The sequence below is a fragment of the Paenibacillus sp. MCAF9 genome (assembly GCF_052114265.1).
Classification (GTDB): Bacteria; Bacillota; Bacilli; order Paenibacillales; family Paenibacillaceae; genus Pristimantibacillus.
Genome location: NZ_JBFREL010000010.1, coordinates 34,066 through 56,572, shown reverse-complemented (window position 1 = coordinate 56,572; position 22,507 = coordinate 34,066). Strand labels below are relative to the sequence as shown.

Annotated in this window: 19 protein-coding genes; 15 read left to right on the top strand and 4 right to left on the bottom strand. The window is 44.6% G+C overall.

The features are described from left to right. Positions 1 to 79: 79 nt before the first annotated feature. Positions 80 to 5,242, bottom strand: a complete 5,163-nt coding sequence (locus AB4Z45_RS17640; protein ID WP_441910546.1) for an S-layer homology domain-containing protein — start codon at positions 5,240 to 5,242, stop codon at positions 80 to 82. Positions 5,243 to 5,393: 151 nt separating this feature from the next. Here AB4Z45_RS17640 and AB4Z45_RS17635 point away from each other — a divergent pair, with 151 nt between their 5' ends. Both AB4Z45_RS17635 and AB4Z45_RS17630 read left to right on the top strand, forming a co-directional pair. Then, positions 5,394 to 6,899, top strand: a complete 1,506-nt coding sequence (locus AB4Z45_RS17635) for an alpha/beta fold hydrolase (RefSeq protein ID WP_441910545.1) — start codon at positions 5,394 to 5,396, stop codon at positions 6,897 to 6,899. Beyond that, the gene (locus AB4Z45_RS17630) at positions 6,895 to 7,134 is read left to right on the top strand and encodes an aspartyl-phosphate phosphatase Spo0E family protein (protein ID WP_441910641.1); all 240 of its coding nucleotides are present in this window, start codon (positions 6,895 to 6,897) and stop codon (positions 7,132 to 7,134) included. Before AB4Z45_RS17635 ends, AB4Z45_RS17630 begins: the two co-directional genes overlap by 5 nt. Here AB4Z45_RS17630 and AB4Z45_RS17625 read toward each other — a convergent pair. Beyond that, positions 7,127 to 7,258, bottom strand: a complete 132-nt coding sequence (locus AB4Z45_RS17625; protein WP_256710911.1) for a hypothetical protein — start codon at positions 7,256 to 7,258, stop codon at positions 7,127 to 7,129. The two genes, AB4Z45_RS17630 and AB4Z45_RS17625, sit on opposite strands and share 8 nt — an antisense overlap. A 293-nt stretch (positions 7,259 to 7,551) precedes the next feature. On the opposite strand from AB4Z45_RS17625, the gene AB4Z45_RS17620 reads away from it, so the two are divergent. Both AB4Z45_RS17620 and AB4Z45_RS17615 read left to right on the top strand, forming a co-directional pair. Beyond that, entirely contained in the window at positions 7,552 to 8,091 is a 540-nt protein-coding gene (locus tag AB4Z45_RS17620; RefSeq protein ID WP_441910639.1) for a VanZ family protein, read from the top strand. A gap of 94 nt (positions 8,092 to 8,185) precedes the next feature. Further along, positions 8,186 to 9,367: an acyltransferase family protein gene (locus AB4Z45_RS17615; protein ID WP_441910544.1), complete on the top strand. Its 1,182-nt coding sequence runs from the start codon at positions 8,186 to 8,188 to the stop codon at positions 9,365 to 9,367. A gap of 133 nt (positions 9,368 to 9,500) precedes the next feature. Here AB4Z45_RS17615 and AB4Z45_RS17610 read toward each other — a convergent pair whose 3' ends face one another. Beyond that, positions 9,501 to 10,385 carry an AraC family transcriptional regulator gene (locus AB4Z45_RS17610; protein WP_441910543.1) on the bottom strand — a complete coding sequence of 295 codons (885 nt, stop codon included), beginning with the start codon at positions 10,383 to 10,385 and terminating at the stop codon, positions 9,501 to 9,503. 162 nt (positions 10,386 to 10,547) lie between these two features. On the opposite strand from AB4Z45_RS17610, the gene AB4Z45_RS17605 reads away from it, so the two are divergent. The 5 genes from AB4Z45_RS17605 to AB4Z45_RS17585 all read left to right on the top strand — a co-directional run bounded on the left by AB4Z45_RS17605 (position 10,548) and on the right by AB4Z45_RS17585 (position 17,812). Then, positions 10,548 to 11,957 carry an MATE family efflux transporter gene (locus AB4Z45_RS17605; protein WP_441910542.1) on the top strand — a complete coding sequence of 470 codons (1,410 nt, stop codon included), beginning with the start codon at positions 10,548 to 10,550 and terminating at the stop codon, positions 11,955 to 11,957. Between the two features lie 101 nt (positions 11,958 to 12,058). Beyond that, positions 12,059 to 12,547 carry a translation initiation factor IF-3 gene (infC, locus tag AB4Z45_RS17600; RefSeq protein WP_441910637.1) on the top strand — a complete coding sequence of 163 codons (489 nt, stop codon included), beginning with the start codon at positions 12,059 to 12,061 and terminating at the stop codon, positions 12,545 to 12,547. A 265-nt stretch (positions 12,548 to 12,812) separates the two neighbouring features. Continuing rightward, complete coding sequence (locus AB4Z45_RS17595) at positions 12,813 to 15,167, top strand: FdhF/YdeP family oxidoreductase (protein ID WP_441910541.1); 2,355 nt, start codon at positions 12,813 to 12,815, stop codon at positions 15,165 to 15,167. Positions 15,168 to 15,224: 57 nt separating this feature from the next. After that, positions 15,225 to 16,034 (top strand): formate dehydrogenase accessory sulfurtransferase FdhD, encoded by an 810-nt coding sequence (fdhD, locus tag AB4Z45_RS17590; protein WP_441910540.1) that lies wholly within the window; start codon positions 15,225 to 15,227, stop codon positions 16,032 to 16,034. Positions 16,035 to 16,093: 59 nt separating this feature from the next. Next, the gene (locus tag AB4Z45_RS17585; RefSeq protein WP_441910636.1) at positions 16,094 to 17,812 is read left to right on the top strand and encodes an ABC transporter ATP-binding protein; all 1,719 of its coding nucleotides are present in this window, start codon (positions 16,094 to 16,096) and stop codon (positions 17,810 to 17,812) included. A gap of 218 nt (positions 17,813 to 18,030) precedes the next feature. On the opposite strand, the gene AB4Z45_RS17580 is transcribed toward AB4Z45_RS17585, so the two are convergent. After that, positions 18,031 to 18,678 (bottom strand): YitT family protein, encoded by a 648-nt coding sequence (locus tag AB4Z45_RS17580; protein ID WP_441910539.1) that lies wholly within the window; start codon positions 18,676 to 18,678, stop codon positions 18,031 to 18,033. 151 nt (positions 18,679 to 18,829) lie between these two features. On the opposite strand from AB4Z45_RS17580, the gene AB4Z45_RS17575 reads away from it, so the two are divergent. The 6 genes from AB4Z45_RS17575 (at position 18,830) to AB4Z45_RS17550 (ending at position 22,384) form a co-directional block, all read left to right on the top strand. After that, the gene (locus tag AB4Z45_RS17575; RefSeq protein ID WP_076268444.1) at positions 18,830 to 19,267 is read left to right on the top strand and encodes an Lrp/AsnC family transcriptional regulator; all 438 of its coding nucleotides are present in this window, start codon (positions 18,830 to 18,832) and stop codon (positions 19,265 to 19,267) included. 30 nt (positions 19,268 to 19,297) lie between these two features. Then, positions 19,298 to 20,401 carry a threonine aldolase family protein gene (locus AB4Z45_RS17570; protein ID WP_441910538.1) on the top strand — a complete coding sequence of 368 codons (1,104 nt, stop codon included), beginning with the start codon at positions 19,298 to 19,300 and terminating at the stop codon, positions 20,399 to 20,401. A 125-nt stretch (positions 20,402 to 20,526) separates the two neighbouring features. Next, positions 20,527 to 20,955: an HIT family protein gene (locus tag AB4Z45_RS17565; RefSeq protein ID WP_441910537.1), complete on the top strand. Its 429-nt coding sequence runs from the start codon at positions 20,527 to 20,529 to the stop codon at positions 20,953 to 20,955. Positions 20,956 to 21,117: 162 nt separating this feature from the next. Next, complete coding sequence (locus AB4Z45_RS17560; protein WP_441910536.1) at positions 21,118 to 21,486, top strand: hypothetical protein; 369 nt, start codon at positions 21,118 to 21,120, stop codon at positions 21,484 to 21,486. Between the two features lie 117 nt (positions 21,487 to 21,603). Then, on the top strand, positions 21,604 to 21,939 hold the full coding sequence (locus AB4Z45_RS17555) for a hypothetical protein (RefSeq protein ID WP_441910535.1): 336 nt from the start codon (positions 21,604 to 21,606) through the stop codon (positions 21,937 to 21,939). A 34-nt stretch (positions 21,940 to 21,973) separates the two neighbouring features. Further along, positions 21,974 to 22,384, top strand: coding sequence for a VOC family protein (locus AB4Z45_RS17550; RefSeq protein ID WP_441910534.1), 411 nt, complete (start codon positions 21,974 to 21,976; stop codon positions 22,382 to 22,384). The last annotated feature ends 123 nt before the right edge of the window (positions 22,385 to 22,507 follow it).

Here is a 22,507-nt window from a genome sequence, read left to right as displayed (position 1 = left end):
AGTTTTAATTAGCCTAAAAGAACAGAAAAGAGGCAGTAGTGAAGTCTAATTGACTTCTCTACTGCCTCTTTAGTTTGTGTTATTGACCCGTGTAAATGCGGTAGATAAGTGCTGCCGCTTCCGCTTTGGTCGTGGTTTGGTTCGGCTTATAAGTACCGTCTTGGTAGCCTGTTACTAGCTTCTGCTGCTTAAGAAGTGCAACGCCATCTTTTGCCCAGCTGGCAATAGATGAGCTGTCCTTGAAGCCTTTAAGCTGTTCAGTGCTTGCGCTAGTTAGCTTCTTGCTGTTGAAAGTTGTAAGTGCTCTGGATAAGAGTGTAGCAATTTCTTGACGAGTAATTTCTGCTTTTGGTTCAAAGGCAGTTGCCGATTTACCTTGAATTAGGCCTTGTTCGTAAGCCACAGCGATTTCATCGATATACTCGCTATCCTTAGCTACGTCTTTGAATGGGAGGCTTAGGCCGGTCCCATCAAGACCGTAAGAGCGAACGAGCCATGCAGCGAATTGCTCGCGTGTTACTTTTTTGCTTGGACTAAATGTAGTCGTTTGATCAAGTACACCTTTGTTAAGAAGGCTATTTACAGCTGTCGCTGCCCAGTGTGTTGTTGCAATATCCGTGAACGTTTGGCCAGCCTTCATAACTGTGTATTTACTAAAATGTCCACGATTTACGTTAACGGTTTTTGTAATCGGATCATAAAGACCGCCTACGGGCTCCCAAGTTAACGTTTTTTCATTCAACAAGTAAACGGTAAGGTTAGCTAGATCCGCTTCCGAGTATTTAGTCGTATCAATATTGGATACATCAAATGATACTGGAATTGGTTTGTTGAATGCTTCTACCTTCTTGCCATTTACCGATGCATTAAACTCCATAACAGGTATGTTTGCTACTTGCTTGGCTGAAGTTGGAGCAGTTACGGTTAAATTATGCAAGACTTCTGCTGCTAGTGAGATCGTTTGGCCGCTAGCTACGTTTCCGAATGTTTCTGGTTCAACAGTGAAGCCGACGTTGCCCATTGAGAGCTTAAGTCCCGCAAGACCGCTATCCTTCACAGCTTGGTAAATCTCAGAAGGCAGCTCAGCAGCGAGTTTAGTGACGTTCTCGCTTTGTTTTGGAATATTAATGGTTACAACTGGATTGATGCTCGTTGCTTTGTCTGCTCCGACTGCGCCTGTAAGGTCTCTCATCGTTTCATCCAAAGCTTTTTTCGTTGTTTCTAGCTGTTGTTCGATTTTCTTCGCGTCAAGCGATGTCGTAAGCGCATTGCCATGTACTTTGACATCCTTGTTATCCAGAGTGACGGTTGCAGCTTTTTCTACTGCTTTTTTACTAAGTGAAACAAGTGAATCTTTAAGTGCATCGATCTGTGCTGCATCTATGTTACCTAGGTTTTTTAGAACAGAAGCAGTGTCCTTGATGATAGCTTTAGCTAGTTCGATCGCTTTCGGACCATTCTCAACTTGTTCAAAAGCATATTTTGTATTGTTAACCATCTCTGTAATAGTTGCCGCTACTTTAGCTTTCTCACTAGCTGTTTGCATAGATTCAAGCAGTTTAGATGCCGAAGCAAGCGTTGCTGATACATTCTGAACAGACTTTTCAGCTTCTTTGCTATCCTTGACATCCTTTACTGAGTTAACAAGAGCGTTAATGAGATCCGCTGCTTTGTCAGCTTTGTCTTTATCGGACTTGCTGTTCTCTAGCAGATCTTGTAAACCTTTATCTACATTTACTGGTGTTGGAGACGGTGTTGGGATAACTCCTGGTCCAGTTCCCGGTCCAGGTCCCGTGTCTGGAGTTGGTGTTGGTTTCGTTTCCGGTTCTGTAACTTCTTCACCAACAGTGCTAACTTTAATTTTTTTATTTAAGGTGAAGGTTCTGCCTTCTAGTGTAACGGATGCGGTTACCGTATATTCGCCGTCCTCTTCAATATAAATCCATTCAGGAAGGTTTCTAGAATCTGAGTTGTCAAAAATAACTATTCCTCTGCTATTTTTAACAACAATTTTTGATTTCTCTGGTAAAATATCCTTTGAACCTAAGCTCGAGCCATTATTAAATATAATGAATTCAGGAATACTGTACCGTTGAATCTCATCATCTTTATCATTAACCAATCCTATTTTTAGAAATCTTTGGTTGTCGGTGACCGTTAACTTACCTGTACTGTCTAGCCCGAATATATCAATTCCTTTAAGAGTAGATGTTGTAATTTCCGTTTTGGAACCAGCTTTCAGCTCTTCCTTTTTAAGATGCACTTCATATTGATATTGCTTTGAGCCGTCAAAGCCGTTTATAGTGATATTGACGTTGCCGGGTGTCAAATTAATTGTGTTATTGTTAATGCTGGAGTATGCATAGCTTCTCAGCTTGCTTTGTTTTTCTGTAATATAGTCAACATATTCAATGGTAGCATCTCCAAGGACTTTTACTTGAGCAAGCGTGCTTGAGTCGTATGGAACGTCAAGAGTATTCACATCTTGATCAAACACAACATTTTCTAAATAAATGATGTTGCCTTCGTAGGTTCTTGCTACTACGTTATAAGTACTCTTTGTTGCATAGAAACGGTTCTGTCCTTCCTGGTTATTGTCGATAACAGAAGGAATATATGAGACACCAGGAATTTCCTTACGTGCGATGATCACTTCGTCCATTTGCTTAGTTAGATTTACAGTAGATACCTGTTGCATAGGAATCCTTGCATCAAGTACAACATTAAAGTCTTTGCCTGGTTCGGTCTTCACGGAGCCGAGCATATAATAACCAAATGGTGAGCCACTATTGTTGCTATGCATGTTCACTCGGCGGACAAAATCCAAGCTTACAACAGACGGAGCGGAAACGATCATATAGCTGACTGTTTCATTTTCAAATAGATAATCCTGTTGCTGGTAAACGCTGTCGCCAGTCTGAATACTTGCAAATACGTGAGCGTTCTTCATAGGTACTCCACCAGCTACATTAATCTTGTCGCTTGTTTCAGGCTTATCTAGCCCAGAAACACGTATGATTGCTTGATTTTTAGGATCTATGGCCATTAGATCAACTGTTTTATCTAAATAACCAGTCTTGCTAAACGTTAGTTCATTATGTGAACCTAAATAAAGGTTTGATAAGACTATGAGACCATTGGGATCTGACTTACTTGAATGCTCTTCACCATATAGAAACAGTGAAACACCTTCAACAGGTGTGCCGACCTCGCCTGATTTGTGTTCGCGTACAGTAAAGGACAACTTTTCTACTTCTTGAGTTGTGATATAAGGCTTGTTGACCATATCCACAAGTTCGCCGTTCTGGTCGCGAATTTCCACACTAAACTCGTGCTTTGGCATTACAGTAATCGTATTGCTGCTAAGCTCATTCCATGTTGATTGATTATTTCTTTGCATAATTTTTATCGAATAGGTTCCTGTTTCTGTTGGAAGAAACTCGGTGTTATAGAGTCTAGTTAGTTTTCCGCCTTGCAGTTCGTGAGACCAATTCAGATAATTATATTCAAGATATGTTTTATCATCTTTGTAGATTATTGTCTTGATTTCACTGTTTGGGTCAACGATATGACCATTCTCGTCCTTTAAGTGTGCAATGAGTTTGAAGGTTTCACCTAGAATAAGATCAGTACGATCTTCTAAAACTCCTCTCTTTTCTATGCCAGCATTTACTTTTGCGGCAATGCTTTTACCGGATTTGAACGAATAAATATTATCCGTTGGTGTAAAGTAGGAATCAAGAATAACCTCGTCATTATTACTGTTAATCCCAGCGTTTAGCTTGTAAATTTGTTTATTCTTCTCTACATATAGCTGATTGTTGCTCGCTAAATTAAAGGTTTTCTCTTGATAATTGTATTTGTTGTTTAAATAGGCAATTCGAAGAGAAACTTTGTCATCAGCGGTTTTATGCTCAGCCGCGATACTAATTGCAGAGAAAGCTTCTTTTTGCAGTTGATCTGAAAACGTATGAGTAGCTTGATCTGTGTCTAAAACATTATTTACAACTGCTTTATCACCGTTAGGAAGATTAAGGACAGCAATAAATTGATAGGCTTTTCCCTTGGCTACATATAGTGAATCTATATTAGAGAGAGATTGTGAGTAATATCGATTAAGTTGTTTGAACCCGCTATTATTCATGAGGCTCAACGTTTCTATTGCTACCGGCTGATTGTCCCAGCTATAAGCAAAAGATTGTTTGCTGTAATCAGCAGCATTGAGGATGATTATTTTGCGTTGCTCCACTGAAGCAGTAATGAGCTCGTCGCTGCTTAAGCTGTACAAATAAGCATCATTATTGGAATTGGACTGGACGTTGGCCTGGAAATTTCCGAATTTTCCATTTGTTAAATAAACGGAAACGCCTTGAACTTGAAACTGTGCTATATTACCACCTTGGCTATCATTAAATGATCCATACACGTAGTTTTCTTGAAGAAGCTTACTGTTCTTATCCAAGAAACGAAGCTCGGCTACTTTGTAGTTCGGATAGCGATTATCTAGAACGTCTTGAAGATAGACGGTACCAACTGTGTAGGTATCTTTATTTTGATCGACCTGTAAGAAGAGTACCGGGTTGAAATAATTTGGTTGGATAATAGAGGATCCGATTAAAGGGAACTGCCCCTCAGCGTTCGTTGTATGGGTAGCATGGTTAAGGACGCTAACTTGCTTCCCGGCAACCGGCTTACCATATTCATCAAGCAGCGTTACCATAACTTTATCGTCATCCGAACGAATGGTGTCATTGATGGCAATAGTGGATTTGGTATCGCCTTTTGGCGTGCGCTCAATCTTGAAGCTGTAGCTAGAAGGTAAAATGTTTACGGTTTGCTCCCATGCAAGAGGCTTTACATCACTGTGGAAAGCGGCTTTTAGTGTATAGGATGCGCCAGGCTTCAGACTGGAAAATTCCAGTCCAGAGAAGGGGATGGAATACGTCGAACCAGAAACCGTAACCTCATTCTCCTGGATTTGTTTTGTGATAGCACTACCGACTTTTTTATCCTCGGCATCGATCAACGTAAACTCGATGGATTTTCCACCCATCATTGCTTCGAAATCTTCTTTCTCAACATCGATTGTACTATTTAGTACGACATTTTTGGTGCCGTCCAGCTGTGTAGTCGTCGAGATGATTTCTACAGAGCTTGCTGCCATAACGGTAAAAGCATTACCTAAAGCAAGCAGCATTGTCAGCAGCAGCAGAAAGCCGCTTTTGAACATCTTGTTTTGCATGTTTTTTGTCTCCCCTTACAAGAATTTGTTGTAAAATGTAAAAAAATGACTCATTTCACTAGCAAAGCCACTACCATAGTACTAAAATTTGCATTACACTAGCATTACAGACTAACCTAAAATCATACAGTAGTGGTAATGTAGGGGGACTATGGACATATTTAATTTGTTCTACCAATTCAATCAGTGCATTTCTGATCCTGATGCTGAAGTTGTAGTACTCTTACACGGTCTAGGTCTAAATGCTCGTGTGTGGGAGCCGCTGGCTGCGGTGCTAACTGAACGGTATCATGTTGTGCGGTATGATTTGCGCGGGCATGGGGAGCGATCGCATGACGGTTCTCCGTTAACATGGGAGCTGCTTTGCAATGATCTTGATGGCATTTTCCACTTATATAGCATAACGGAAGCACATTTGGTCGGTCATGGACTTGGCGGTAATCTTGCTGCAAGGTATGGAATGAGCCGCCCGGAGCGAGTGAAGTCGTTTGTTCTTATTTCGACGATTGGGTTTTATCCTCCGGAGGCAATGGAGCGTTCGGTTGAGCTGCGCCGGAGCTATGCTGAGAACGGTGTGGCAGCTGCACTGGCGGAACAGATGGCTAGTTTAGTAACCTGTCTGCCTCAGGATAGGGAAGAGACAAGATGGGTAAAAGAGGCGTACTTGCAGTGCGACATGGATGTGTACTTTAAATTAATTGAGCTCTTTGCAGCCGAGAATCCTTTGGATGACTTATCCGCAATTAATAAGCCTTGCCTCGTTATGGCGGGGGACAAAGATACGATTTATCCATCCTATATGTCGAAGATTACGGCGCAGTTTATTCCGCATGCGTTCTCGGTAACGGTGCCTGATGCAGCTAGCTTGGTGTTTATAGATAATCAGACCTATGCCGCTCAGAAGATGTTAGATTTCCTCTCCAACCCTTTAAGTGGCACGGAGAGCAATCATGTCGGTGATCCGCTGCTTGGGTTAATGAGGATCGATGCCATTAAAATGTTTGGCGATTCCTATAAGAGTACTCCAAGCAAGGAAATGATGCTCGAGGTCAAGCTAATTGGGGCGTTTCGTGTATTTATTAATGGCCAGGAAATACCGAGTGGCTGGCAGCAGCGTAATGCGAAGAGATTGCTTGTTTATTTAATGTTTTACCCGAATCCGACCCGAGAACAGTTATGCGATGCGTTATGGCCACTTGCAGAGATTAGCAAAGCAAGTAATTTGCTGCGAGTTAGTCTTTCTCATTTAAAGGGATTGTTCGATACGGCGGGGACGAATCCGATTGTTGCTAATCGCAGCCATGTTAAGCTGAACGCGGTTGTCGTGTGTGACTTGCTGAAATGGATTCAGTCGCTTGAAGAGGCTCATATGGAGAAAAGAGCATTAAGGAAATTTATTCTTATTAAAGAATTGCTTGTCTATCCTGTAGAAGAAATGCTCGCAGGCTTGTACGATAATTGGGCGGTTCAGGAACGAAGCAGGCTGGAATACATGCTGCTGGGACTTGTTGAATCACTCGCGGATAGCTATAAAAAAGATGGCGATTTTGCAGCGGCTAGTCAAGTGATGAGAAGGATAAGCAATATGTATAGCGAGGAACTAAATGGTGATGCCGTTCGTAATACGCATGCTCAGGGAGAGGTGAGGGACCATTAATAGAGATACTGTTCTACACAAAATAAAGCTAGAGCAGACGATTGAGCTGCTGCGGCAGGAAATGATCGATAAGCTATTAGTGTGCCAGTCTTATCAAGCTGACGAAGTGTTGGGAGCAAGCAGGGCGCTTGATCTTGTTCTTAATTGCTATGACTGCGTAAGATTTGAGAGAGGCTGCATGAATGAGGAAAATTGTGCATCACGTACATTATTAGATGACGATAGCTCTATTTAAAAATACGTTTACGTTTATTTTGTTTGTATTTATACCAGTAGCTGCCGTTCTCATCCTTGAAAATCCGAATTCCAAACCATTTCAATGGCGTTGATAGCTCAGTGAACATTAAATAACTAGACATGTCTATCGCCCTCATTTCACTTCTTTTTAGTTATAATACCAAACTTTAGGCTTATTGACTATATTGAAATAGGACTTTTATATCATTTATTCTGATAAATGATGGATTATATTTCTTTATTTATCAGTTGAAAATTTCAGCGCCGCCGGCTGCTTCACTTTTGCGAGCAAGCCGTTTTTTGGCATGCCTAATTTAGCACTCCTATGCTCGCATTTTGTTTGAGTGTTTTTTTCAAGTATGATAGAGGGATAATAAATTGGAAGCTGGTTGCTTTACAGGAGGTGCAATTGAATATGTATAGACCTGCTAGATGGAAGCCGACTATTCTGTGGGGGCTATTATTAGTAGGGTGGCTTGGGCTTTTATTCCTATTTTCATCCCAAACCTATGAGCAACAAAGTATTCAGCCGTTTTTGCGCAGTCACTTTACATACGATCAGCTCGTGAGATGGCTGCCGGATGTTACGATTACCTATCGAACGAGCATCGTTAATTCACATGATCGGCCTTATAGCTTTATCGAATTTTTGTTTCGAAAGGGCGCGCATTTGTTTGTGTATGCGACTTTTGCTGCGTTGATGTTTATGTTTCTGCGAGTACTGACCCGCGGACGCTGGTTCCTTTCCATTATACTTACACTGATGGTTGCCATTGCTGTTCCGGCTATGGATGAGTGGAATCAATTAGGCTCTGATGAGCGTACGGGTAACGCAACTGATGTCGTTCTTGATTTTGTAGGGGGATGTGCGGGACTACTTATCTGCTTGTGTATTTTAGGATTGGTGAAGCTGTGGCGTTCAAGGTCAAGGAATAGATCTCAATACCGTTTGTAAGTGATGCAAAAATAGTTGCGGACAAAGCAGGCTGCTATCCATTATAATCGTCTTTGACATTGTATAGATTCGGTAAATGTGGGGGAATTGCAGCTTGCAGCGCTATGAGGAATTAGATTCACTTAGGGGATTGGCGGCATTAGCCGTAATGATTGGTCATTTCTTATTGGTATTTGCGCCTATTGCGCAAAATACGTCGGACCTCAGCTTTTTTGATTACCCGCTTAACCTGTTTAAATACACACCGCTGCATGCGATATGGGGCGGTCATGAAGCGGTCATTATGTTTTTTCTGCTCAGCGGGTTTGTACTTTCCTTGCCGTTTTTCAGCAACCGCCAGCAATCCTATTCAAAATATGTAATTAAGCGGATTTGCCGTATTTACATTCCTTTTCTCGTCGCATTATTGATCGCCATATTAATGAGGGAAATCGTCTATGTATCGAAGCTGACGAATTTGACGAGCTATTATAACAATCTGTGGGTGAACCCCCCTAATGTGACCTCAATCATTCATCATTTGCTGTTTGTAGGAAACTACAATACGACGAGGTATGATCCGATTTTGTGGACACTCGTTCATGAAATGCGTATCTCGTTATTGTTCCCGTTTATTATGTTCATCATTGTAAAAAGCAGCTGGAAGGTAGGGCTGCCGCTGGCACTTGTCTTATCCATTGGCGCTGAAATTATGCTTGAAAATTTTGAAACGAAATATATGACGAACTTTGTGATCTCGCTGCATTATGCCTCTTTCTTCATTATAGGGGCGCTGCTGGCCAAATATCAGAAAGAGCTGAAGTCAGCATTTTCACGATTGCATGGCTGGCGGGTCATGCTGATGCTTGTTATCGGACTGTGTTTTTATTCGTTCAAATGGATCGGTTATGGCGAGGACTTTCATGACATGCTCATGCCGCACAGCGGCGATTGGATGACGGCTATCGGCGCTTCGATCTTCATTATTGCAGCGCTGTCATCCGTTCGTTTATCGAGGCAGCTGCAGCGAAAGCCGTTATTGTTTTTGGGTAAAATCTCATATAGTCTCTATTTGTACCATATGATCATCCTGTTGTCGCTCATCCATCTGCTTAATGGCGAGCTGGAAACCACGTTTATTGTAATACTCGCCTTTGTTGCTTCATTCGGAGCCGGGGCGCTAAGCTACTATTTCATAGAGCTGCCATCCATTCGGTTAGGCAAGTGGCTTACAGGCTGGGGCAAGAAGCAAAGTACAGCTGCTGTAAGCGGTAGTGATGTATCATCCGGTGCTTGATCAATAGGGCATTAGGAAGGAACGGTTCCCTTAGTGGGAGCCGTTCCTTTTTTATGAGCAAGCAGGCAAGTGACTAATGTCGAAGGAAGAGCCTGATGTTCGGTGTAATGTTTTGGCGGAAATGCACCCAACCTTACCCATGAGAAAATCGTTGTCTATATTTGCGCGGCGATATGCTCTCGTATTTGGCAAAGCAAGAGGTGAAATAGGCAGCGTGATTAAAGCCGACCTGTTCTCCTATACGGGCGATAGGCAGATCCGTTTGAAGCAGCAGCAGCTTTGCTTGTTCAATCCGGAAACGCATGAGGTAATCGAACGGCGCGCAGCCAAACTCTTTCTGCATGCATCTTGCGATATAAACGGGATGAAAGTTAATGCTGTCTCCCAGCTCCTGCGCGGTTATGCTATCACGATAATGCTCTCGCAAATAGGAAGCTGCCTGCTCTGCGCACAAAATAGAGGGAGAAGGTCCCTCCGCTTCCATCGATGCGGATAAATGCTCGATAACCTCTTGGAATACAAGCTGCTGCTTCCATTTTACGCTGGGAATATGATCATTCATATTAAGCTGAACCAACTGGCGCAGCAGACTGTCCATCTTGGAGGGCTGCAGCAGTTTAGCAAACTGGGGAAGCTGTTTGGCAAAGGTTTGTGCCGTATAAATGTTGGTGCTCTGTATTCTTGTTTTGGAACTGTCAGGCGGTACCTCAGGCATGGATTGATCTGTTATACTCCAGATCCCAGTCGTCTGAAAATGAATCCAGTAATAAGCGGTCTGCTCCTCGCATGCACGCGTTGCGTAATGATGGGCATCCGGCCTGAGAATAAGAGCGTGCCCTGCGCTTACTTCATAATGCTGATCTTCTTCTCCCATGTATAAGCAGCCCCGCGTTACAACAAGCAAATCAAACACATTAATGTTGCATCTGCTTGGATGCTTACGGCCAGAAGGGGCAACCGTATAACCCCCAATGATATAATGCGGCAGCGGTGGAATCGTCATATGAATGATGGTCATGTTAGGATTTTCTCCTTCAAAAATTGAAGTTTGAATCGTTATAGTTTCAGTTGTAAAAGTGATACATCAAGCTCAGTATAGCATCTATAATTTGATATGACGATTGATGATAAGACAACGGATACGGCCGCTATTAGGCAGCCGATGCAGGAGGACAACAGGATGGCTTTATCTAACAAAAAGATTTCGCTCTGGATGCTGGCATGGCCAATATTTATAGAGCTGTTTTTACAATTTTTGCTCGGTGCGGCGGATACGCTGATGGTGAGCCGGATATCGGATGATGCCGTAGCGGTAGTAGGCTTCTCTAACCAGCTGTTTCAAGCGTTGACGACTTTATTTATAACGGTCGCGAGTGGAGCGGGCATACTCATTGCGCAAAAAATAGGCTCCAAAAATGGCGAGGATGCTCGCACCATCGCGATAATGGCGGTGAAAGTAAGTGCCATCATTGGGCTTTTGCTTAGCGGGCTGCTCATCCTCATTCCAGGCGAGATCGCTGCGGTGCTGCAGCTTCCAGAAAATTTGATTCCACTGGCAAAGACGTATATCTCGATAGTCGGCGGCGGGATGGTATTGATTGCGTTGATGTCGGCGCTTAGCACATCGATTCGGAATACGGGAAATACAAAGGGACCTATGTATACGGCAATTGGAATGAACGTTGTGCATGTTTTTTTCAACTATGCGTTCATCTTCGGGGCATTCGGTTTTCCAAAATGGGGCTTGATGGGCGTAGCCATCTCAACCGTATTATGCCGCTTACTCGCTACGATTGTGTTGTTCATTATGTTCCTTAGCTCTTTTGAACGTACAATTGCTCTTCGTGACTTTAATGTATTTAATCGTAAGCTGTTCGGCGAAATTCTCCGTATTGGATGGCCGCTTGGCGTGAATATGTCTTGCTGGGTGTTTACACAGCTGCTTATTTTCACCTTTTTGGCTATTCTCGGCTCGAATGAGCTGGCGGCAAGGACGTATATGAATACGTTGGAATCGTTTTGCTTCATGCTTGGTTATTCGATTGCACTGGCAGTGCAAATTCAGATTGCCCATCTATTTGGAGCGGGCAAAGTGAAAGAGGCGTACCATATCGCCTTCCGAGCGATGTGGATTGGGCTAGCGGTGGTGACGGTTAACGCGTTTCTTATCTATTTGTTTGGCAAGCAGCTGCTAGGCATGTTTACGGAGAACAAAGAAATCGTGGCGCTAGGCGTGTCTCTGCTCGGAATGAATCTACTGCTGCAGCCGGGCAAAATGATCAATATGGCGCTCGGCAACTCATTAAATGCGGTAGGCGATACCCGTTTTACGATGTGGACTTCGGTATTCTCGATGTGGCTGATTGCAACAGGATTAGCTTATTTTGTGGGAATTCAACTTGGCTGGGGCTTGATCGGGATATATGCCTGCATGATCTTAGATGAGTACATCCGCGGTATATTGTCGTTAATTCGCTGGAGAGGCCAAAAGTTTCTGCGCAGAGCAGAGCGGGATGAGGCAGAAGCGAAGAGAAGTGCAGAGAGCGGCATTGGTGGGAAAACACTTAAACAAACCGCGCTGGACATCTAATAAAAGCGTATAATAGAGGAAGGAATAGACAGCGGCTTCGCAAGTGAAGGCTGCTGTTTTCCGTATTCATGGCAAGGGAGCGATTAACGGATATGGCATCGATGGTTATTATGAATGAAAAAATACGCGCCTCCGAGGTGCACTTGACTGGCTTGCGAGGCGAGGATTTAGGCATTGTCTCGCGTGATGAAGCGCTGGCAAAAGCAAAGGAATTGAAAGTGGATTTGGTCTGTACCTCGCTTATGAGCAGTCCTCCGCCATGCAAGTTGGTAGCCAAAGGGCAAGCGAAGAAACAGGCTGACCAAGAGAAGCGCGGGGCAAAGGTAAAGGAGCAGCCTAGCAAAATAAAAGAGCTCCGCTTGACCGCGCATATAGAGGATCATGATTATGATACGAAGCTGCGGCAGGCAGTGAAGCTTCTTGGTTCAGGCAACGGCGTGCAGCTCGTTGTAAAAATTCAAGGCAAGGAAGGTCCAAAAGCGAAGGAGCTGCTGGAGCGCATGCTGAAGGATCTAGAGGAGAGCGGCAAGAAACAATCCGGCATACAAGTAAGCGGGAAGCAAGCGGCGGTGCAGGTGCTGCCTTTATAAAGGTAGGTTGAAGGTGACAGGTAAGCAGCGCTGTAACTATTGCCTATAAAGCCTTTCTAAAGGTGGCGACAACAGGGGTTAACAGGAGGAGGCAACAGCTTTCTCCTAAAGCTGCATATAGGTTAGCTGATAGGGTGATTGATGCGAAGGCTTCTTGGCTTGCATCTATTTTCAAAATTGAAATGTATGCGCTTACTCATTTGTGGTAGCTTAGTAAGTAGAATGGCAATCGTTCCATAATGATCATTAACGGGGTGAATCATTAATGAAGAAAACTTTGCATACAGGACCGATCAAGCTGCCGAAGCTGCCAGACCCTAAGCTGTGGGTGAGCAAAGCACCGTTTGGGCTAGGACGGATTAAGCCGCATCATATTCGTGATACGCTCAAGGTAGCGTGGGATAACCGAGACAGCTTGCCGTATGCGTATCGGATTTTGACGCAGGGTGTATGTGATGGCTGTGCGCTTGGCGTGTCCGGTTTATATGATCAGACGCTGGACGGTCCTCATATTTGTACGACGAGATTGAACGTCCTGCGGCTGAATACGATGCCTGCTATCAAAGGCGATGTGCTGCATGGCGATATTGAGGAGCTGCGAAAGCTCGATAGCACGCAATTGCGCAAGCTGGGAAGGCTGCCGTACCCGCTTATAAGAAGCAAGGGAGAAAGAAGCTTTCGCAGAATTTCGTGGGATGAGGCGCTGGACCGCATTGCTGCCAAAGCGAGGGCGATAGACCCGAAGCAGATGGCTTTCTACTTAACTGCGCGCGGGATAACGAATGAATCCTATTATGTGGCTGCAAAGGCGGCTCGGCTCATTGGGACAAATAACATCGATAACGCCTCTCGGATTTGCCATTCTCCATCCAAAACAGCGATGAAGCGCTCAATTGGGGTAGGCGCCTCTACCTGCAATTATAAGGACTGGATCGGTACGGATGTGCTCGTTTTTTGGGGCAGTGTGGCAGCGAACAATCAGCCTGTATCGACTAAGTATATGTACGCAGCTAAGCGCAAGGGTACCAAAATCATCGTGATCAACCCCTATCGCGAGCCGGCAATGGAGGGCTACTGGATACCGTCTATACCGGAATCAGCTCTCTTTGGCACGAAGCTGGCAGACGATTTCTATCAGGTGAATATCGGCGGTGACATTGCTTTCATGCACGGCGTTATGAAAAGCTGGTTTGAGATGGAGGAGGAGCAGCCAGGCTCAGCGATCGATCATGCTTTTGTAAACGCGCATACGAAGGGGTACGAGGAGTTGAAGGCTCATATTCAGCAGCAGGACTGGGAGCTGCTGGAGAAATCATCTGGGCTGACGAGAGAGCGGATGCAGGCTTTCGCTGCTTTGCTTGCCGAGGCGAAGTCAGGCGTATTCGTATGGAGCATGGGTCTGACGCAGCATCGATTCGGAACGGACAATATTTCGCAGGTTGCCAATCTTGCGCTGCTCCGTGGTTTTCTCGGGCGGGAGCATTGCGGCTTGATGCCGATTCGCGGCCATAGCGGCGTTCAAGGCTCAGGCGAAATGGGGGCTGACCCTTTTAGTCTGCCTGGCGGTGAGTTCAAAGGTGCGGATATCCGCCGTTTAGAGGAGCTTTGGGGCTTCAAGCTGCCGGATTGGCAAGGAGACATTGTAGGCGTATCGCTTGAAAACGCAATGTTGAAAGAGCATGCCGATCGTAAGCTGAAGCTGTTCTATACATCAGGCGGCAATTTTATCGAGACGATGCCTGATCCTGAGTTTGTGAAGCGCTGCTTAGAGAGCGTCGAATTGCGGGTGCATCAGGATATCGTGCTGAACAGCTCGACACTTGTAGATGCGCAGGAGGAGGTTATCGTACTGCCTGCCATGACAAGGTATGAACAGCCAGGCGGAGGTACGTCAACTTCTACGGAACGAATGGTATATTTTTCGCCAACTATTGAAGGGCCGAGGATCGAGGAAGCGCGTGCGGAGTGGCAAATCTATGCGGATTTAGCTGCACGGATTAAGCCGGAGCTCAAAGCGGCTATCGCGTTCAAAGATGCTGCTGCTGTGAGGGAAGAGATTGCGATGGCTTCACCGAACTATGAGGGCGTAGAGCTGCTTCGGAACCAAGGAGACGTATTCCAATGGGGCGGGGCGTGGCTGTGCGAGGGTGGTTTTTGTCCAACTTCTGACGGGAAGGGCAGTCTGCTGCCCATTGAATTGCCAGAGCTTCGTATACCGGAAGGGCATTTCTATGCAACGACAAGGCGCGGAAAGCAGTTTAACTCTATGATTTATGGCGAGAAGGATGCATTTAACGATGCAGGGCGCTACGACGTGCTGATGAATGAGACGAATTTATCGGAGCTTGCGATCGCCGAAGGAGATGCGATTGTTGTATATAACCGAAGCGGGAGCTTCCATGGCAGGGCGAAACCAGCGGATATTGCGCCAGGCAATATCGAGTTGTATTGGCCGGAAGGGAATAGTCTATTTCCAAAAGGAGTATATGAGCCGTTTGCAGGCATACCAGAGTATAATGCTTCCGTTATCGTAGAGAAGGCTGAAACCTATCATGCCTTTAAGGATACCAAGTATATGGAGAAGCGGATTGTGGAGCTGGAAATCGAGCCGCCGGCGTAGAACTGCTGTGGTCGTAATGATGCATAAGCAAGCTGAGCGTGGAAGGGGAGTATTCGAATGGATCTTTCGAACACGACAAAATGGCGCATACTCAAATACGATAGCAGCGGCCACTGGGAGAAGGATGACGACATCGCTGCGGAATATCCGCTTACTCTGAAGCTAGGCGGTGAGGAATTTGCAACGATGGTATGCTCGCCATCACATTTGCAGGAGCTGGTCATTGGTTTCCTCGCTTCCGAAGGAGTTATACGTGCTGCCGGTCAGGTGAAATCGCTGCGGATTGAAGAGGATACTGGTTTTGCCTATGTTGAGCTAGAGCATAAGCATACGTTAAGTCAGGATCATTACGCGAAACGTTTTATCGGATCATGCTGCGGCAAGAGTAGGCAGTTTTATTTTCACAATGATATGCTGACGGCCAAAACGATCATGTCCCGCACAAAAATATCGGCTGAGCAATGTATTCGCTTTATGCGCGAGCTTCAGGAGGCATCCTCGGAATTTCGCAGCACGGGCGGTGTTCATAATGCAGCCATTGGAACGCCATCGGAGCTGCTTGCTGTAAGAACGGATATTGGGCGCCACAATGCGCTCGATAAGCTGTTCGGCTATTGTTTGCTGCACCGTGTTCGGACTTCGGATAAAGTGATTGCATTCAGCGGCAGGCTCTCCTCGGAGGCGGTGCTGAAAGCGGCCAAAATCGGCTGCGGCATCATGCTCAGCAAGTCGGCGCCTACTGATCTTGCTCTTCGTTTGGCAGAGGATTTAGGCATTACCTGTGTGGGTTTTATTAGAGGCGGAGAGATGAATGTATATACCCATCATGACCGAATCGATTTCGGCGATGGATTGACAGCATGGTAGTGATTGTATATCATTTTAAATGAAAATGATTATCACCATGTGAGAAGAAGGAGTTTATGATGCTTTTACGCTTTTTTGCTTATTACAAGCCTTACAAGAAGCTTTTTCTGCTTGATTTCTGTTGTGCAGTAGTGCTGGCGATTCTTGAGCTGTGCTTCCCCTTGGCAGTCAGCTATGTAATAGATACGCTGTTGCCTGACGAGAACTGGGGGCTTATCGTTACAGCCTGTGCTATCTTGCTTCTGATTTATATTATTAATACGATTTTGTCCTATGTAGTCACCTATTGGGGCCATATGCTTGGTATTAATATTGAGACGGACATGCGGAAGAAGCTGTTCGACCACGTACAGAAGCTGTCCTTCCGTTTCTTCGATAACACGAAGACCGGTCATCTAATCTCGCGTCTGACGAATGATTTATTCGAGATTGGCGAGGTGGCCCATCATGGACCAGAGGATATGTTCATTGCTGCGATGACGCTCGTCGGAGCCTTCGGCATTATGGCGTATATTAATTTGGAATTAGCCATTCTTACTTTTGTTATTGTGCCAATTATTATCTGGCTCGTTCTGATGTTCAACGGTAAAATGACGAAAGCTGCGAATCGGTTGTTCTCGGATATGGCCGATTTTAATGCTCGGGTTGAGGATACGGTTGGCGGGATTCGTGTTGTTCAAGCTTTCTCGAACGAAAGCCATGAGAAAAAGCTATTCAAGGTGAACAACCTGCGTTTCCGTGAAGCGAAGCTCATTTCCTACAAAATCATTGGTTTGAACTCTTCGATTACCTACATGCTGATGAGACTTGTATCTGTATTCGTATTGATTGCAGGCACTTGGTTCGTTATTAAAGGTGATCTGAAGTACGGCGAATTTATTAGCTTTGTTTTGCTTACGAACATCTTCTTTAAACCGATTGAAAAAATCAATGCAGTTATCGAAAGTTACCCAAAAGGCATTGCCGGCTTTAAACGTTATGTGCAGCTGCTGGAGACAGCGCCTGATGTTGCGGATAAACCCAATGCGAAAGAGGTTAACCGCCTAAACGGGAATATTGAATATCGGAATGTTACGTTTGGTTATGAAGGCGAAGCGAAGGTGCTTCAAAATATCGATCTTACTATTCGTGCAGGTGAGACAATTGCCTTTGTTGGACCTTCTGGCGCCGGCAAAACGACGCTTTGCAGCTTGCTGCCGCGTTTCTATGAAATTGAAGGCGGAAGCATCTCCGTCGATGGCTATGATACTCGCGATTTGAAGCTGGATTCGCTCCGGAAGCAGATCGGTATCGTACAGCAGGATGTGTTCCTGTTTGCAGGTACGATTAGAGAAAACATCAGTTACGGCAAGCTTGGCGCATCGGATACAGATATTTGGGAAGCCGCGCGCAGAGCGAAGCTGGAAGAATTCATCCACGCGCAGCCGGACGGACTGGAAACGGTAGTAGGCGAACGCGGCGTTAAGCTTTCTGGCGGACAGAAGCAGCGGCTTGCGATTGCGCGGATGTTCCTCAAAAACCCGCCTATTCTTATTCTCGACGAGGCAACTTCGGCGCTCGACACTGAAACGGAAGCAGCAATCCAGCAGTCGCTGGCTGAACTGTCCGTAGGCCGCACAACGCTCGTTATTGCACATCGCCTCGCTACGATTAAAAATGCAGATCGCATTGTTGTTGTAACGGAGCAAGGAATTACCGAGCAAGGCCGTCATGAAGAGCTTGTATCGGCGGGTGGCATTTACAGCCGCTTGCATAAAGCACAGTTTGGCAATAGATAATCTGAATTTGAATGAAGGCTGCCGATATCGATGAATCGGCAGCTTTTTTTTTATTAACAAAGCAGCCGAGGCTGTTTATCACAAGCAGCTGGAAGGGGACAGACAGGCACTGCTACGCATTAAACTCACATATTAATCCTACACACATTAATCCCACACATACGCCAATACAACGTACTCCACTCCCTGCTAAAAGAACACTAAAGGCAAGATCTTGTTTAAATGGTATTCGCAGCGCCTGACAATACTTCTTGTTTCTCTTTCTCTGGACCTGTTTTCCTTCTCTTATAAAACGACAAGAAGGCCGATGTAACCGCAATTGATAAGGCAGAGTACAATCCGCTTTTAAGCGAAAATACGGATAGGCTAGTGAGGACAACTAAAAAATCGAATGCGAAGTTGGTAATGCCTGGGTTGACGCCATGTTTTTTGTGCAAATAGATGGCCAGTATCGTCGCGCCTCCGAGTGAAGCACCGTTGCGGAACAAGGCGGTGATGCCTGCTCCGATGAATAATCCTCCGACGATCGCTCCGATTAGCGGCGGAATCGTAAAGGCAGGCAAGATATCGTTTATTGCACTTAATGAGGAGAGCAGCGCGATCGCACCAATGGTTTTGAAGGTAAAGGATTTGCCCATGTAAAAGTAGGAGAAAATTAGAAATGGAAGATTGAGCAATAAAAACAAATAGTGGAATGAGACTTGCAGCTGGGGTGATAAGCTTAAAGAGAGTCCTGCTGTTCCTCCAGTTACGATATGTGAATGCTTTAAAATAACTAATCCGCCGGCAGTAACGAAGCAGCCCACTGCAATATGGAGCCATTTGCTGATAATTTCCTTCATTTTGTAATCCAATATGCGTAACATCTCACATGCACCGCCTGCTTAAGTTTGTTACTATAAGAATACAAAACAGCATCAATCGTATATATGATAAACAGAATGAAATTGATGTGAAATTATATAACATTGAACGAATTTTTATTGTTTTTCCTGCAAAATGAAGGAGGTTGTGATCATGGATCAATTGGACCGAATGCTTCTCCAATTGCTGCAGGAGGATGGCCGAGTCACGGTGAGCGAGCTGTCCAAACGATTGTCTCTCAGCCGCCCCAGCATATCTGAGCGTCTGCTGCGCTTGCAGGAGAAAGGCATCATTACTGGATTCGGTGCTCGAGTATCGCCTGCTGCTATCGGCAGAAACATACAGGTCATCATTCAAATGAGCGAATTGAAAGTATTTCCGATGGAGTTTGAGAAGCGCATCATGAACGATGATGAGATTATAGAATGCCACCGGGTAACAGGAACGGTCAGCTATGTTCTGAAAGCAGCGATAACGGGGATGGATGGTCTAAGCGAGCTTGTAGAGAGGCTTATGCCTTTCGGCAATGTCAACACGTCGGTCATTCTCTCTTCTCCTGTTATGAACAAAACCATACTGCCTAAGGAATAAACGATTAACGGAGCAAAGGGGACTTATAGGATGGAACAAACGAAAACATTAATTGAAGCATATAATCAAGCCAGCTATCCGTTAATTGGTCATGGAAAGCGGAATGTACAAGTTCTGAAAGAAGCGCTAGAGCAGTGGGACGCAGAGCAGGATAGCGATATGTACGGAAATGGAGCGATAATTGAGAATTTTGAGGAAAAAATGGCTAAACTGCTAGGCAAGGAATCGGCTGTATTTTTCCCCAGCGGTACAATGGCTCAGCAAATTGCGCTTCGTATATGGTGTGACGAGAAGGGGAATAAGAAGGTCGGTTATCATCCCTTAAGCCATCTAGAAATTCATGAGAAAGACGGCATGAAAGAGCTGCATCATCTTGAAGCTGTCCTGCTGGCGGATGTAGAAAGGCCTGTCCTCCTTCATGATTTGATTGGTCTAGAGGAAAACATCGCTTGTTTGCTGCTGGAGCTGCCGCAGCGCGAAATTGGCGGACAGCTGCCGGAATTTGAAGAGCTTAAGGCTATGTCGGCATTTTGTCGTGAGAGAGGAATTAAGCTTCATCTGGATGGTGCGAGGCTGTTCGAGATACTTCCGTATTATGAAAAGTCTGCTCAAGAGGTGTGCGAACTCTTCGACAGTGTATATATTTCGTTCTATAAAGGAATTGGCGGTATTGCAGGAGCGATATTAGCCGGAGATCGCAGCTTTACAGAGAAATCGAAAATTTGGAAAAGACGCCACGGCGGTGATCTCATCAGCTTATATCCTTATATTATTGCTGCTGATTATTACATGGAGCGGCGCCTTCCGCATATGAAGAAGTATTTCAGGGAAGCGCAGGAGCTTGCTGCTTTGTATAACGGATGCGATGGTGTTAAGACCATTCCAGAGGTGCCTGTTTCCAATATGTTTCATGTTCATACCGCAGCAAAGAAGGAACAGCTTGATTCAATCCTAATCGATATCGCAGCGAAAACAGGCATAGGCTTGTCGCAGTCTGTCCGTGATAAAGGCGAGGAAGGCTCCTATTTTGAGGTTAATATTGGCGATCGGTATGATGCGGCCCTTAAAGAAACGCTTATTGAAGCTTTTCGATTGCTGGACAATAAGCTGCAGCAGAAAGGGGAGAGGGAATAGCATAAAAACTTTTAACTCGATTATGTCTGCACAACATGCTAAGTTTTAAATAGTGGAAAATGAGATAATTTCTGATAAAATTCTCGTTTGTTTCATTAGGCATAAGTGCAGAGGGGGAAATGAGGATGGAAAAGAAGCCGTGTTTAGGTTGTCAGCTGGCCAATCATGAATTAGAGACTCAAACTGTATACGAAAATGAATGGGTGACTTGTCTTCTAGATATAGCACCGCTTAATGAGGGTCATCTGCTCATACTCCCTAAGCGGCATTTTCATGATGTCGATGATTTAGATGAGTTAACCGCTAATGAGATTATGAAAACATCTGCGATGCTGGCAAGGGTGCTAAAGGTGCATTTTCAGCCAGACGGTATAACGATTATTCAAAATGGCGGAAAATTCAACGATTTGACGCATTATCATATGCATGTGTTCCCTCGGTATGATTCGGACGGGTTTGCTTGGGTGGAGCCAGTTGATTATACACATGCAAAGGAGCGTTTAAGCGAAACACGAGAGAAGCTGCTAGTGGCAATCCATGATGTTAGCACATAATGTGAAATGACGCTAAAGAAGGAGTGATCCATTCTGAAAAAAATCATTTTACTCATTGTTTGCTGTTTCCTCGTATTTGGTGGTTCTTATGTCTACTCGAAAGCGAAGCCGCCTTTAACAGCACAGGCGTTCTCTTCAACAAACGATAGACAAATTGTTTTAGTGATAGTCGGCAATAAAAGTGTAATTGGATCTATCGATATTAATGAAGTATTAATAAATGATGGCGCCGTGCCTGAGCGAGTCAAAATACAAGTTAGCAGTCCTGCTAAAGGTTTTATTGTAACCGACCGCTTCGATGAGACGGAAGAAAAGGATTACTCATTTAAGGATCTGAATGAAGTGACCATTCCAACAGGAACATCCCCGCAGGCACAGACGGCCAAAGAGAATAAAGGCAAGGTCACAGATGCGGATCATACCTATGCCCTAACAATAGGGGATAAGCAAACGATTGAATCGGTCACGATCAAATATAACCACCTTGGGATTTCGCATAAAACAACGGTAACGACGATAAAGGTTCAATGAGCTATACTACGTACAACATAAAGAATGATTAACGAGGTTAGTTTTTGATGAGGCTAAACGTTGGATAGCAATAGGGGTTCCAATTTATAAAATAGTACAGAGGAGGTATGCATTCATATGAAATATTCCTTTTGTGCAGGGGCGGCATCTGTGGGATGTATCATGTTGAGCTGCCTTTTATTGTTTTGGAACCCTTACACGGAAATACCGGTGAGTGATAAAACGATTCTTATCGTGTTTATGATGTTGATCCTTCCAGCTTTTATAGGAATTTTAGCTGCCATTTTGAGAAACCGAATGTTAATGCTAGTGGTACTCATCTGGTCGCTGCCGTATGGCATTTATTTATCTGTAGCATCTATACCGAGTATTTGGAATCTCTATGCAGCGGTACTCATTTTATATGTCATTTCCCTAATAAGGAAAGAAACCGCATATAAAGGGGCATTATAAAGCAAAAAAAGACATGAAAGGACGAGACGAAACAATGGAGAAAGCAAATCAAAAAATTAAAACATTTTTTATGTTTGAAGGCAGAGCGGAGGAGGCTATGAACTTCTACACTTCATTATTCGATCAATCCGAAATCATAAGCATCAAGCGATACGGAGCGAATGAGACAGGCCCTGAGGGAACCGTAATGAAAGCTACATTTTCTCTAAAAGGACAACAGTTTATGTGTATCGATAGCGGCGTCAACCATGGCTTTACGTTCACACCTTCAATATCTTTGTTCGTTACCTGCGATACGGAAGAGGAAATAGATCGAGCTTTTGAAAGCTTATCGCAAGACGGCAGCATACTCATGCCGCTGGCCGCTTATCCGTTTAGTGAGAAGTTTGGCTGGGTTTCAGATAAGTTCGGCGTTTCATGGCAATTAAGTCTTGAGAAAAGCTGAAGCAGGCAAGAGAACGATTCGAAGAACGTAGAGTTGAAATTCAACATATTCTGTACCCTGAACGATACATATGTGCGCATTTTAATTCTGAAGTCATGTTTCCCCGAAGAAGTTGATGTTTAC